The 13,734-nt window shown below is 34.7% G+C and carries 17 protein-coding genes; 15 read left to right on the top strand and 2 right to left on the bottom strand.

Features of this window, described 5'->3' with window-relative positions; genetic code table 11:
- Positions 1–10: 10 nt before the first annotated feature.
- Complete coding sequence (locus tag CELAL_RS03120) at positions 11–3,376, bottom strand: SusC/RagA family TonB-linked outer membrane protein (protein ID WP_013549461.1); 3,366 nt, start codon at positions 3,374–3,376, stop codon at positions 11–13.
- 722 nt (positions 3,377–4,098) lie between these two features.
- Positions 4,099–4,545, bottom strand: a complete 447-nt coding sequence (locus CELAL_RS03115) for a hypothetical protein (protein WP_013549460.1) — start codon at positions 4,543–4,545, stop codon at positions 4,099–4,101.
- Between the two features lie 597 nt (positions 4,546–5,142).
- On the opposite strand from CELAL_RS03115, the gene rpsL reads away from it, so the two are divergent.
- From rpsL to rplN, 15 genes are all read left to right on the top strand, one after another.
- Entirely contained in the window at positions 5,143–5,517 is a 375-nt protein-coding gene (gene rpsL / locus CELAL_RS03110) for a 30S ribosomal protein S12 (protein ID WP_013305196.1), read from the top strand.
- 20 nt (positions 5,518–5,537) lie between these two features.
- On the top strand, positions 5,538–6,014 hold the full coding sequence (gene rpsG, locus CELAL_RS03105; protein ID WP_013549459.1) for a 30S ribosomal protein S7: 477 nt from the start codon (positions 5,538–5,540) through the stop codon (positions 6,012–6,014).
- A gap of 9 nt (positions 6,015–6,023) precedes the next feature.
- Positions 6,024–8,156 carry an elongation factor G gene (gene fusA / locus CELAL_RS03100; RefSeq protein WP_013549458.1) on the top strand — a complete coding sequence of 711 codons (2,133 nt, stop codon included), beginning with the start codon at positions 6,024–6,026 and terminating at the stop codon, positions 8,154–8,156.
- Between the two features lie 10 nt (positions 8,157–8,166).
- Complete coding sequence (gene rpsJ / locus CELAL_RS03095; protein ID WP_008992279.1) at positions 8,167–8,472, top strand: 30S ribosomal protein S10; 306 nt, start codon at positions 8,167–8,169, stop codon at positions 8,470–8,472.
- 156 nt (positions 8,473–8,628) lie between these two features.
- Positions 8,629–9,246: a 50S ribosomal protein L3 gene (gene rplC, locus CELAL_RS03090; RefSeq protein WP_013549457.1), complete on the top strand. Its 618-nt coding sequence runs from the start codon at positions 8,629–8,631 to the stop codon at positions 9,244–9,246.
- A complete protein-coding gene (rplD, locus tag CELAL_RS03085) occupies positions 9,246–9,878 on the top strand; it encodes a 50S ribosomal protein L4 (protein WP_013549456.1) in 633 nt (210 codons plus the stop codon). Before rplC ends, rplD begins: the two co-directional genes overlap by 1 nt.
- Before the next feature lie 4 nt (positions 9,879–9,882).
- Positions 9,883–10,173 (top strand): 50S ribosomal protein L23, encoded by a 291-nt coding sequence (gene rplW, locus CELAL_RS03080; protein WP_013549455.1) that lies wholly within the window; start codon positions 9,883–9,885, stop codon positions 10,171–10,173.
- A 19-nt stretch (positions 10,174–10,192) separates the two neighbouring features.
- The gene (gene rplB / locus CELAL_RS03075; RefSeq protein ID WP_013549454.1) at positions 10,193–11,017 is read left to right on the top strand and encodes a 50S ribosomal protein L2; all 825 of its coding nucleotides are present in this window, start codon (positions 10,193–10,195) and stop codon (positions 11,015–11,017) included.
- A gap of 13 nt (positions 11,018–11,030) precedes the next feature.
- Positions 11,031–11,309, top strand: a complete 279-nt coding sequence (gene rpsS, locus CELAL_RS03070) for a 30S ribosomal protein S19 (protein WP_013549453.1) — start codon at positions 11,031–11,033, stop codon at positions 11,307–11,309.
- Between the two features lie 3 nt (positions 11,310–11,312).
- Positions 11,313–11,720, top strand: a complete 408-nt coding sequence (rplV, locus tag CELAL_RS03065; RefSeq protein ID WP_013549452.1) for a 50S ribosomal protein L22 — start codon at positions 11,313–11,315, stop codon at positions 11,718–11,720.
- Between the two features lie 2 nt (positions 11,721–11,722).
- Positions 11,723–12,442, top strand: coding sequence for a 30S ribosomal protein S3 (gene rpsC / locus CELAL_RS03060; protein ID WP_013549451.1), 720 nt, complete (start codon positions 11,723–11,725; stop codon positions 12,440–12,442).
- Positions 12,443–12,461: 19 nt separating this feature from the next.
- Entirely contained in the window at positions 12,462–12,881 is a 420-nt protein-coding gene (rplP, locus tag CELAL_RS03055) for a 50S ribosomal protein L16 (protein WP_013549450.1), read from the top strand.
- 19 nt (positions 12,882–12,900) lie between these two features.
- Positions 12,901–13,092, top strand: a complete 192-nt coding sequence (gene rpmC / locus CELAL_RS03050; RefSeq protein ID WP_013549449.1) for a 50S ribosomal protein L29 — start codon at positions 12,901–12,903, stop codon at positions 13,090–13,092.
- Positions 13,093–13,105: 13 nt separating this feature from the next.
- The gene (gene rpsQ / locus CELAL_RS03045) at positions 13,106–13,363 is read left to right on the top strand and encodes a 30S ribosomal protein S17 (protein ID WP_013549448.1); all 258 of its coding nucleotides are present in this window, start codon (positions 13,106–13,108) and stop codon (positions 13,361–13,363) included.
- 2 nt (positions 13,364–13,365) lie between these two features.
- The gene (rplN, locus tag CELAL_RS03040) at positions 13,366–13,734 is read left to right on the top strand and encodes a 50S ribosomal protein L14 (RefSeq protein ID WP_013549447.1); all 369 of its coding nucleotides are present in this window, start codon (positions 13,366–13,368) and stop codon (positions 13,732–13,734) included.

Below are 13,734 nucleotides of genomic sequence, written 5' to 3'. Positions count from 1 at the left end.
CGTTTTTTTTTTAGAATTGAAGTTTAACGTTAAAACCAAGATCTCTAGTTGTTGGTAATGAACCTACAGAATAGCCTTGAATATTTCCAGAAGATAAACCACCTTCAGGATCTTCATGAGGAATATTTTTGTGTATGATCCATAAGTTAGAACCTACAACACTAAAAGAAGCATTTGTTAAGAATGTTCGTTCAATTATTTTCTTTGGAAAAGTATAGGTAATTGAAGCTTCTCTTAGTTTTACATAACTAGCATCATATACAAATGCGGAGTTAGGTAAGCCTCTTCTATAGCCTAAAGCACCAAAGTTGTCAGCATCAAGTCTAGTCGTATTAGCTTCTCCGTTAGCATTTACACCTTCGTTGATAAAACCACCCGAGTCTGCCACATAGCCTCCTGATGGTATTCCATCTCCATCACTGTCGTATTGATTAAAATTAAGAGCATCTCTTACAGGGTTGCCAAGTTCATTTGTAAAAACTGTTTCTTCATATAGGCCAGTAGCTCTTCCGTAATATTGATCTAAAGAGAATATACTTCCTCCTTGTTGTATGTCAATTAAGAAATTAAACGCTAAGTTTTTGTAGTTAAAACTGTTGGTAATCCCCATTTGCCAATCTGGATTAGAGTCTCCAATGACTTCATTAGAACTGCTACTTGATACATATTGCCCATTACTTGCGTCAACAACTCTCTCGCCATTTAAATACGTATAATCTGTACCTTGTATTACACCATAAGGTTGACCTACAGTTGCATTAATAGTAACACCACCTTGGAAATTTCCTAATTGTAAGTTTTGAATGCCATCTTCCAATGAAATAACTTTGTTTCTATTTCTAGTCCAGTTTACATTTACATTCCAATTGAAATCGTCAGTTTTTACGGGCATGGCAGTTAAAGAAACTTCAAATCCTGAATTTTCAATTTCACCAGCGTTTAAGATTTTATTAGAAAAACCAGTTGCAGTAGATACTGGTACTCCAAAAATTTGATCTACAGAATTTGTTTTGTAATAAGCTACATCAAACCCTAGTCTGTTGTTTACAAATCTCATTTCAATACCTGCTTCAAAACTTTGCGTACGCTCTGGTTTTAAATCTATTTTTTTCTTTGTATTAGATACAGATGTACTTGCAGTACCTATAGGTGTATTAATAACATAGCTGTCTTGTAAGTAATCAAAACTAGCATCATTACCTACTTCTGCGTAACTAGCTCTTAACTTCCCAAAAGAAATAGCATCACTTCCTAATAATCTATTGAAAACAAAACTACCTGCTACCGAAGGATAATAGTAAGAGCTATTTTCAGTAGGTAGTGTAGAAGAATGATCTCTACGAATAGTAGCATCTACATAAAGCATATTGTTGTATCCAAGAGAAGCACTTGCGAAAATACCATCTACACCAACTTCTTCTGCTGTTTCCACAGGTAAAGGTAATGGTCCTACACTATTCTGTAAAGAATATAATTTTGGTACACTTAGTCCACCACTTGTTGATGAATAAACGGAGTTAAAATTAGTACGTCTAATGTTGGTACCTAAGATGCCTGTTAAATTAAATTTATCACTTAAATTCTTATTGAAATTAAGCATGAAATCATAATTAGTTTCTGTTCTGTTAATGTTTTTTCTACCATATCCAGAATCAACATTTCCTCTACTAACACCAAAACTAGTAGGAACACTACCATTAGCTCTTCTTTCTTCTTGTAATTCAGCATACGTATCTGTAGCTATTCTAGCCATTGCGCTAAACCAATCGTTAAATTGATAGTTTAAAGAAATATTACCAATGAAACGTGATCTTGAATCATTTTGATAATTTTCAAATCTTGTCCAGTATGGATTGTCCCAATAAGCAGGAGTAGCTCCAGCATCAGAAGAGGATGGGTTCCAAGTTACGTTTCTACCTGTAGATTTATAGATGTTTTCTAAGTCTTGTATATCAACGTTAGTTTGCCACCATTGTTTAAAGTTTGCAATAATATTGTCGTTATAACCGGTAGAGTTTCTTCCTAATCCACTTGTCTTTATGTAGTTAGAATATCCAGTAACTGAAAACTTATCTGTAAGTTTAGCAGTACCACTCATAGATATGTTATGTTTTTTAATTGAACTATTTGGCAATAAACCAGATTGATCAAATAAAGTATAATTTAATCTTAATGAACCATCTTCAAAACCTTTTTCTAAAGAAACAGAATTTGTAGTAGTTACTGGGGTTTCAAAAAATGTAATTGCACCATTTCTAGAATTAACCCAAGGAGTTGCTGTTTGGTAATTAGGAGACGCAGGATCAAAAGAATCCCATTGGTATACTAAAAGGTTTGGATCAAAACGCCCACCATATGATCCGTCATCTCCGTAATTAGCGTATAAGTCGGTATATTGTCCATCGCCATCTAAATCTCTGTTGATGAAATATTGATCCCTAGGGTTTACAGCACCTGGTTGATTTTCCCACAAAATATCAGCTCCATTGATATCTGTCCCTATGATATCTGAACCTGGTCCATAACCAGCACCATATTGGTCTTGGTATTTAGCGAATGTACTTTTGTCAACAGTTCCAAAAGTAACCCCTGAACTTACTGTAACACCAATGCCATTCGTTGTTTTACCTTTTTTAGTAGTAATCATAATTACACCGTTTGCAGCTCTTGAACCGTAAAGTGCAGATGCAGCAGCACCTTTAAGAATGTTTACAGAAGCAATATCTTCAGGGTTGATATCTGAAGCAGCATTTCCATAATCATAATAACCACCACTACCTTCACTTTGATTAGCATCATTGGAGTTAAAGTTACTAATAGGCACCCCGTCAATTACAAATAACGCTTGGTTATTTCCTTGTAATGAAGAGTTACCACGTATTACTACGTTAGTTGAACCACCAAAGTTATTGTTTTTCTTAATCTGGATACCAGAAGCTTTACCGGAAAGAGCATTAACAAAGTTACCACTTTTAACAGCAGTTAACTCTTCTCCTTTTACTTCTTGAGTAGAATATCCTAAAGATTTTTTCTCTCTAGAGATACCTAACGCCGTTACCACGATCTCATCTAATGCTTGTGCATCTTCAGTCATAGCAACATTAATCAAAGAAGTAGCTCCAACAACTTTGGAGGTCTCTTTCTGACCAACATACGAGAAGACTAATGTTTGTCCTTCACTTGCATTAATTGTGTAGTTTCCGTCAAAGTCAGATTGCGTACCATTACTTGTTCCAGAGACTAAAATGTTTACTCCAGGTAAAGGCACACCTTGTTGATCGGTGACCATACCAGAAATCGTCTTTTCTTGTGCAAATGTTAAATGCACAACAAACGCTAAAAGAAGCGTAAGGATTCCATTTACTTTTGTTTTCATTATTATGTTATTTGAATTAGTTGTGGCGAAAGTGATAATTCCTTGTTAATTATCCTAAAAATATTAGTATAATTTTATCATTATGTTTAATTTCTATGGATGTCTTTATCTTGAAGTATTGTTTTTACTGATAGTTTAAAAATCAGCCTTTTTTTTATGAAATGTTAATTTTAACACTAGTTTCGTTATTTTTTGACTTTTTGTAGATTAACCACAGCTTTTTTTTAAAGTGAAACCTTAAAATCAGGATTACTTTCTATATGAACTTATGGGTAAGTGCATGGTTAATTATTTTTGAATTAGAAAAAGAGGGCTGAGCAGTTTTAAAGCTGAATAGATTTTTTTAATTCAACCTATAATTTTTCTCTTTAGATAAAAAGACACTTATAGATGGTTTTTGTGAATAAGATTTAAATTGGTATTGTAGTTTATTACAGGAATTAGTTTTGGACTTTAGAGGTCTGTTTAAAACTTGAGAATACTCGATGAGTGTTCTCAAGTTTTAAATACTAAATTTTGATTGGAAAACAAATACTTAATAAAAGGAAGAGGCTATTTTTTTTTAGTCTTTTTTTTATGATTTTAGTTATAATTTAAAGAATCACCCCAGTTAGGATGGCTATAGGTAATTTTTTTATAAACTTAAATTTAATGTAATTTCACCTTCACTCAGTACGGAAATAGCAGCAATTAGCTAATTATTAGGTCTATATATTTTAAATTTAACTTCTTTTTGGATAAACTCCAAGTAAAAAATCCCAAGTAGCAGATTCTAATCCAGATGGAATTGTAATTGAGCGGGATGTATCTGTGCTATCATTAATTGTAAATAGAGCCTCTTGGCCATCTACTGTAATCTTGATGAAATTTCCATTCCACCTGTCACCATAGGTTTCAATCATGTCAATAATATAATCCCCAGGAGGAGGCGTGGAGAATAAACATGCAAATTTTGAAGAAAAACCAAATGCGTAATGGTAGAATAAATCAGAATTTATACTTTCTCCACTCTTTGTAGTTGTAAATGTCCTTCCGTCTGAAAGTGTAATTCTATCTTTATAATTCAAAGCATCTTCACCTTCAGCAACAGCTAAGTCTAAATCAAGGGCCGCAAAAGTATTTTCTGCTATAATAATAAAATCATATGCAGGAAAGGTTTTTCCTGTCATAAATAAAGAGCTGTCGTAAGAATATAACAGAGCTTCAGTAAGTATGTTGTAATCTGGATCATTTTCATTAACAATAGTTTAACCTCTAGAGGGAGTATATATTTTTATATTCTGTAATTAAATTTCCAAAGTCATTAATTTACAAATTCAATACTAAGCTCAAAAGAGGGGGAAGAGATATCGTTTATGTCAGTATTAGTATTTAAAGCAGTCAACACTCTTAGTTATACTTCAAATTACTCCGAAACTGCAACTTAATATAGGGTTTATATTTTCCGTATCACAATAACTTAAAAGTATTATGGCAACAAACGCACTTAGGCAATTTTATTTATTCAATCTTCATTGGTTCAAAAATCTTAAAATGTATGTTTTGATATATTTATAAATCATGTATTATTTGTTGTGTTGTAAATCTGTTTTGATGCCTTTTTTTGAAATTGATAATATTTATAAAGCTTTTTTTTGGCGGTTTATTTGTTAAAGAAAAGAATTAAATTAAATAAAAGTGATTAACTATTTGAATTAATGGGATTTATTGCTACATTTGCCGACCCTTAAAAAAGGGTAAGTTATATATATAGATACAATTATAGTATGCCAACAATTTCACAATTAGTAAGAAAAGGAAGGGCCACGATTACTAAGAAGAGTAAATCGGCTGCTTTGGATTCTTGTCCTCAAAGAAGAGGGGTTTGTACTCGTGTTTACACTACTACACCTAAAAAACCAAATTCTGCAATGCGTAAAGTTGCAAGGGTAAGGTTAACAAATGGTAAAGAAGTAAATGCATACATCCCTGGTGAAGGACATAATCTTCAAGAGCACTCGATAGTATTAGTAAGGGGCGGAAGAGTTAAAGATTTACCGGGTGTTAGGTATCATATCGTTAGAGGAGCTTTGGATACAGCAGGTGTTGCTGGAAGAACTCAACGTAGATCTAAGTATGGTGCTAAAAGACCTAAGAAGTAATCAAGCTTTAAACAGAAACAATGAGAAAAAAACAGGCTAAAAAGAGACCTCTTTTACCAGATCCAAGATTTAATGATCAGTTAGTGACGCGTTTTGTTAACATGATGATGTGGGATGGTAAGAAGTCTATAGCGTACAAAGTATTCTATGATGCAATTGATATTGTAGATGAAAAGAAAACAGACGAAGAAAAATCGGCTCTAGAGATATGGAAAGATGCTCTTTCTAATGTTATGCCTCATGTAGAGGTTAGGAGTAGAAGAGTTGGGGGTGCTACATTCCAGATTCCTATGCAAATTAGACCGGATAGAAAAATATCAACAGCTATGAAATGGTTGATTAGTTTTGCTCGTAAAAGAAACGAGAAAGCTATGTCGCAAAAGTTAGCTGGAGAAATATTAGCAGCTGCTAAAGAAGAGGGTGCTGCCGTTAAGAAAAGAACAGATACTCACAAAATGGCAGAAGCAAATAAAGCTTTCTCTCACTTTAGATTTTAATTATCAGAAATGTCAAGAGATTTAAAATTTACTAGAAATATAGGTATTGCTGCTCATATTGATGCGGGTAAAACAACTACTACAGAACGTATTTTGTTTTATACGGGTGTAAGTCATAAAATTGGAGAAGTGCATGATGGTGCTGCTACAATGGATTGGATGGAGCAAGAGCAGGAGCGTGGTATTACCATTACTTCGGCCGCTACGACATGTACTTGGAATTTCCCGATGAAAAATGGGGAGAAGATAGAGGAAACTAAGCCGTATCATTTTAACATTATTGACACACCTGGTCACGTAGATTTTACGGTAGAAGTAAATCGTTCTTTACGTGTATTAGATGGTTTGGTGTTTTTGTTTAGTGCTGTTGATGGTGTAGAGCCTCAATCAGAGACTAACTGGAGACTTGCTGATAATTACAAAGTTCCAAGAATGGGCTTTGTGAATAAAATGGATAGACAGGGTTCTAACTTTTTAATGGTTTGTAAGCAAATCAAAGAAATGTTAAAATCTAATGCAGTTCCAATCGTTTTGCCAATTGGTGACGAGGCAGATTTTAGAGGTGTCGTAGATTTAGTTAAGAATAGAGCTATTATCTGGCATGAAGATAACTTCGGGGCAACTTTTGATGTAGTTGATATTCCTGAAGAAATGAAAGCTGAAGTTAAGGAATATAGAGCTAATCTTATAGAGGCAGTTGCTGAATATGATGACACTTTGATGGAGAAATTCTTTGAAGATGAGAATTCTATTACTGAAGATGAAGTCCATGCAGCTTTAAGAGCGGCAGTTATGGATATGAGTATCATTCCAATGATTTGTGGTTCTTCATTTAAGAATAAAGGTGTTCAGTTTCTTTTAGATGCTGTTTGTCGTTACTTGCCTTCTCCAATGGATAAGGAAGCAATAACAGGTATAGATCCTGATACTGAGTTGCCTATCACTAGAAAGCCAGATGTTAAGGAGCCATTTGCTGCTTTAGCATTTAAGATTGCTACGGATCCATTTGTGGGTCGTTTAGCTTTCTTTAGAGCATATTCTGGTAGATTAGATGCTGGTTCTTATGTGTTAAATAATCGTTCTGGTAATAAAGAGCGTATTTCTAGAATTTATCAAATGCATGCTAATAAGCAAAATGCAATTGATTATATAGAAGCTGGAGATATAGGTGCTGCTGTTGGTTTTAAGGATATTAAAACTGGTGATACTTTATCTGCTGAAAAACATCCAATTGTTTTAGAGAGTATGGACTTTCCGGATCCAGTTATTGGTATTGCGGTAGAGCCTAAAACTAAAGCAGATGTTGATAAATTAGGGATGGCTTTGGCTAAACTTTCTGAGGAAGATCCTACATTTACAGCAAGAACGGATGAAGCTTCAGGTCAGACAATTATATCAGGAATGGGTGAGCTTCACTTAGATATTATTGTAGATCGTTTAAGACGTGAATTTAAAGTTGAAGTGAATCAAGGTCAACCTCAAGTTGAATATAAAGAAGCTTTAACGAAAACTGCTGGTCATAGAGAAACTTATAAAAAGCAATCTGGTGGTCGTGGTAAGTTTGGTGATATTGTATTTGAAATGGGTCCTGCTGATGATGATTTCGTAGGAGCTGGTTTACAGTTTGTAGATCAGATTAAAGGGGGTCGTATTCCAAAGGAATTTATACCGTCAGTTCAAAAAGGATTCACAGCAGCAATGAAGGCTGGTCCTTTAGCTGGTTATGAAATGGATCGTATGAAAGTTGTTTTAACAGATGGATCTTTCCACCCTGTGGATTCTGATGCACTTTCTTTTGAATTAGCTGCAAAAATGGGGTACAAAGCTGCTGGTAAAGCTGCTGGTGCTGTAATTATGGAGCCTATAATGAAAATTGAAGCTTTAACACCTGAAGAAAATATGGGTGATATTGTTGGAGATTTAAACAGAAGAAGAGGTACTATTACTAACATGAGTGATAGAGCTGGTGCTAAAGTGATAAAAGGTGAAGTTCCATTATCAGAGATGTTTGGTTACGTTACGGCGTTAAGAACAATGTCTTCTGGTAGAGCGACATCAACAATGGAATTTTCACATTATGCGGAGACACCTTCAAGTATTTCTGAAGAGGTAATCAAAGCAGCAAAAGGTTTAACCGCTTAATTTTACGAAAATGAGTCAAAAAATTAGAATAAAACTTAAATCATACGACTATAATTTAGTAGATAAATCTGCTGAGAAAATAGTTAAAACTGTAAAATCTACAGGAGCTGTTGTAACTGGACCAATTCCGTTGCCAACACATAAGAAAATATTTACTGTATTACGTTCTCCTCACGTTAATAAAAAGTCGAGAGAGCAATTTCAGTTAAGTTCTTATAAGAGACTTTTAGATATTTACAGTTCTTCTTCAAAAACAATTGATGCTTTAATGAAATTAGAGTTGCCAAGTGGTGTTGAAGTAGAGATCAAAGTATAATTATACTTGTAAGCAATTTGTATTGCGAGTAACATGTCCTGAGCGTTTCGCAAGGGAAAAACGGAAAAATAAAATCAGGGTCGATTTATTTTGACCCTTTTTTTTATTCAATAATTGAAAGTTTATAAAAGTTAATACTAATTAATTAAATTAAATATGTCTGGGTTAATAGGAAAGAAAGTAGGCATGACTAGTATTTTCGATGAAAATGGAAAGAACATTCCATGTACAGTAATCGAACTAGGTCCATGTGTAGTTACCCAAGTCAGAACCGAAGAGGTAGACGGGTATAGTGCCCTTCAATTAGGTTTCGATGACAAGGCAGAAAAACGTGCGAATAAGGCCGAAACAGGTCATTTCAAAAAAGCAGGTGTTTCTCCTAAGAAAAAAGTCGTTGAATTCAGAGATTTTGAAGGTGGTTACAAATTAGGAGACACTATTGGTGTTGATTTATTTGTTGAAGGTGAATTTGTTGATGCTATAGGTATCTCAAAAGGAAAAGGTTTTCAGGGTGTTGTTAAGAGACACGGCTTTGCTGGTGTTGGTCAAGCAACTCACGGTCAACATAACAGACTAAGGGCTCCTGGTTCTGTAGGTGCTGCTTCTTATCCTGCGAGAGTATTCAAAGGTATGAAGATGGCCGGAAGAATGGGTACTGATAAGGTAACTGTTCAAAACCTAAAAGTTTTAAAAGTAGTTCCAGAAAAAAATCTTTTAGTTTTAAAAGGTTGTGTGCCTGGTCATAAGAACGCTTACGTAACTATTGAGAAGTAATGAAGGTAGCAGTTTTAGATATTAAAGGAAAAGAAACAGGTAGAAGCATAGAGCTTTCTGATGCTGTTTACGGTATAGAGCCAAATAAGCACGCTGTTTATTTAGATGTAAAGCAATATTTAGCGCACCAAAGACAAGGTACGCATAAGTCTAAAGAAAGAGCTGAAATAGCTGGTAGTACAAGAAAAATAAAGAAACAAAAAGGAACTGGTACTGCTCGTGCGGGTAGTATTAAGTCTCCAGTTTTTAGAGGTGGTGGTCGTATTTTTGGACCTAGACCAAAAGATTATAAGCAAAAATTAAACAAGAATTTAAAACGTTTAGCTAGAAAATCTGCTTTAAGCATTAAAACTAATGAGAAAGCAATTTTAGTAGTTGAAGATTTTAATTTTGATGCTCCAAAAACAAAAGATTTTAAGAATGTTTTGAAGTCTTTAGGCTTGGAAAATAAAAAATCTTTATTTGTGTTGGGTGATTCAAATAATAATGTATATTTGTCGTCACGCAATTTAAAGGGGTCTGAAGTTATAACTAACTCAGATTTAAGCACTTATAAGATTTTAAATGCTAATAACATTGTGCTTCTAGAAGGTTCTTTAGAAGGAATTGAGTCTAACTTAACTAAACAATAAGAACATGAGTGTGATAATAAAGCCAATTATAACAGAAAAAATGACTTCAGATAGTGAGTTGTATAATCGTTATGGCTTCATTGTAAATCCTAAGGCAAATAAGCTTCAGATAAAAGAAGCTATTGAAACTGCTTATGGGGTTTCTGTTGAGAAAGTTAGAACTATGAATTACGGGCCTTCAAGAAAGACTCGTTATACAAAAACCGGAGTACAACACGGTAAATCTAATGCTTATAAGAAAGCAATAGTTCAAGTTGCGGATGGTGATGTAATCGATTATTACAGTAATCTATAATAAAGACTAAAGACAAAAAATGTCAGTTAGAAAATTAAAACCAATCACTCCAGGACAGCGTTTTAGAGTAGTAAACGGATTCGACGCGATTACTACTGATAAGCCGGAGAAGAGCTTGCTTGCTCCGTTAAAAAAGTCCGGAGGTAGAAACAGTCAAGGAAAAATGACTATCCAACACAGAGGTGGTGGTCATAAGAGAAGGTATCGTTTGATAGATTTCAAAAGAGATAAGCAGGGTATCGCTGGTGTCGTTGATTCTATTCAGTATGATCCTAACAGAACAGCATTTGTAGCTTTAATAAACTACGCTGATGGAGAAAAAAGATATATAGTAGCCCAGAACGGTCTGCAAGTTGGTCAGGAAGTTAATTCTGGTACTGATGCGATTCCTGAGATAGGTAATGCACTTCCTTTAAGTGTTATTCCTTTAGGTACTATTATTTCTTGTATTGAACTACGTCCGGGACAAGGAGCTGTTATGGCGAGAAGTGCTGGTACATTTGCTCAATTAATGGCAAGAGATGGTAAGTTTGCTACGGTAAAACTTCCTTCTGGTGAAACTAGATTAATTCTGGTTTTATGTTTAGCTACAATTGGCGCGGTATCTAATTCTGATCATCAATTACTTGTATCTGGTAAAGCGGGTAGAAGCAGATGGTTAGGTAGAAGACCAAGAACAAGACCGGTTGCGATGAACCCTGTCGATCACCCAATGGGTGGTGGTGAAGGTAGAGCTTCAGGTGGTCACCCAAGATCTAAGAACGGTATACCTGCTAAAGGTTATAGAACTCGTTCTAAGACTAAGGCTACAAATAGATATATATTAGAACGTAGAAAGAAATAAAAAGTAGAAAGAAATGGCACGTTCATTAAAAAAAGGACCTTACGTTCACTTTAGTTTAGAAAAGAAAGTTCATCAGAATATAGATTCTGGTAAAAAGACTGTTGTTAAGACTTGGTCTAGAGCTTCAATGATAACACCAGATTTTGTTGGTCAAACTATCGCTGTTCATAATGGTAGACAATTTGTTCCTGTATATGTTACAGAGAATATGGTTGGTCATAAATTAGGAGAATTTTCACCAACTAGATCTTTTAGGGGTCATGGTGGTTCGAAAAATAAAGGAAAAAAGTAAGCTATGGGAGTTCGTAAAAAACAAATGGCCGAAAGAATAAAGGCAGAGAAAAAGCAAATTGCTTTTGCGAAATTGAATAATTGTCCAACTTCACCAAGAAAGATGCGTTTAGTAGCTGATTTGGTAAGAGGGGTTAAAGTGGAACAAGCACTTGCAATTTTAAAATTCAATTCAAAAGAAGCTTCTCGTAAATTAGAGAAATTGCTTTTATCAGCTATTGCAAACTGGCAGGCTAAAAATGAAGATGCTAGTGTAGAAGATGCTGACCTTTTTATTAAAGAGATAAGAGTTGATGGTGGCGCTATGTTGAAAAGACTTAGACCGGCACCTCAGGGTAGAGCACACAGAATTAGAAAACGTTCCAATCACGTAACACTAGTGTTGGATTCTAACAATAATGTACAAAGCTAGATATGGGACAGAAAACAAATCCAATCGGAATTCGTTTAGGCATCATTAGAGGATGGGAGTCTAACTGGTATGGTGGAAATGATTACGGTGATAAATTGGCCGAAGATAACAAAATTAGAAAATATGTTCATGCTCGTTTAGCGAAAGCTAGCGTATCAAGAGTTATTATTGAGCGTACTTTAAAGCTTATCACTATTACCATTACAACTGCAAGACCTGGTATTATTATCGGTAAAGGTGGTCAAGAGGTAGATAAGTTGAAAGAGGAGCTTAAGAAAATTACTGATAAAGAGGTTCAGATCAATATATTTGAAATCAAAAGACCTGAGTTAGATGCAAATCTTGTAGCTGCTAGTGTTGCTCGTCAAATCGAAAATAGAATTTCTTTTAGAAGAGCAATAAAAATGGCAATCGCTGCGGCAATGCGTATGAATTCAGAAGGAATTAAGATTCAAATTTCTGGACGTTTAAATGGAGCAGAAATGGCTCGTTCTGAAACCTATAAGGATGGAAGAATACCATTATCTACATTTAGAGCAGATATCGACTATGCTTTACATGAAGCACATACTACTTATGGAAGATTAGGTATTAAAGTGTGGATTATGAAAGGTGAGGTTTATGGTAAAAGAGATTTATCTCCTTTAGTTGGTATGGAAAAAAGCCAAGGTGCAAAAGGTGGTAAGCAAGATGGTAACAAGAAACCACGTCGTAGAAAGTAATTTTTAAAGAAGTAGAAAAATGTTACAACCTAAAAGAACCAAGTTTCGTAAGACACAAAAGGGTAGGATGAAAGGGATCTCTGGAAGAGGTCATCAGCTTTCAAATGGTATGTTCGGTATAAAATCTTTAGATACAAGTTTTATTACATCAAGACAGATAGAAGCTGCTCGTATTGCAGCTACTAGATTCATGAAAAGAGAGGGTCAAATGTGGATTAAAATATTTCCAGATAAGCCTATAACCAAAAAACCTCTAGAGGTTCGTATGGGTAAAGGTAAAGGTGCTCCTGAATATTTTGTTGCTGTGGTATTACCTGGTAGGATTATGTTCGAAATCGCTGGGGTGTCTCAGGAGGTTGCAAAAGAGGCTTTACGTCTTGCTGCACAGAAATTACCTGTTAAAACAAAATTTATTGTTGCTAGAGATTATTCAGCTTAATTTTTAATTGTAAGGAATTATGAAACAATCAGAAGTAAAGGAATTATCTGTTGAAGAGTTAGGCTCTAAATTGATAGAGGCTAAAAAGCAACATTCAGATTTGAAGATAGCGCACAGCGTTACTCCGTTGGAAAACCCGCTTCAAATAAGAAGAGCGAGAAGAACAGTGGCTAGAATAGCGACAGAATTAACTAAAAGGGATAACCAATAACTGGTTCTGCTTTATGGAAAAAAGAAACTTAAGAAAAGAGAGAGTAGGAGTTGTTACGAGTAACAAAATGGAGAAATCAATTGTGATTTCAGAAGTTAAGCGAGTAAAACACCCTATGTACGGAAAGTTCGTATTAAGAACTAAAAAATATGTTGCACACGATGAGGCAAATGATTGCAATATTGGTGATACAGTAAGGATTATGGAAACACGTCCTTTAAGTAAAACTAAATGTTGGAGATTGGTTGAAATCATTGAAAGAGCTAAATAATTATGTTACAGCAAGAATCAAGATTAAAGGTAGCTGACAATACTGGGGCAAAAGAAGTTTTGACCATTAGAGTGTTAGGTGGTACGAAAAGAAGATACGCTTCTGTAGGAGATAAAATAGTAGTAGCTGTTAAAGAAGCTACTCCTAATGGTACAATTAAGAAAGGTGCCGTTTCTACTGCAGTAGTTGTTAGAACTAAAAAAGAAGTAAGAAGACAAGATGGTTCTTACATTCGTTTTGATGATAATGCTTGTGTTCTTCTGAACCCAACTGGTGAAATGAGAGGTACACGTGTTTTTGGACCTGTAGCGAGAGAACTTCGTGATAAACAATTCATGAAAATTGTATCATTAGCTCCAGAGGTGCTATAA

This window comes from Cellulophaga algicola DSM 14237, assembly GCF_000186265.1.
GTDB lineage: Bacteria > Bacteroidota > Bacteroidia > Flavobacteriales > Flavobacteriaceae > Cellulophaga > Cellulophaga algicola.
The sequence above is the reverse complement of the archived record's forward strand: the minus strand, read 5'-3'. Positions and strand labels throughout refer to the sequence as shown.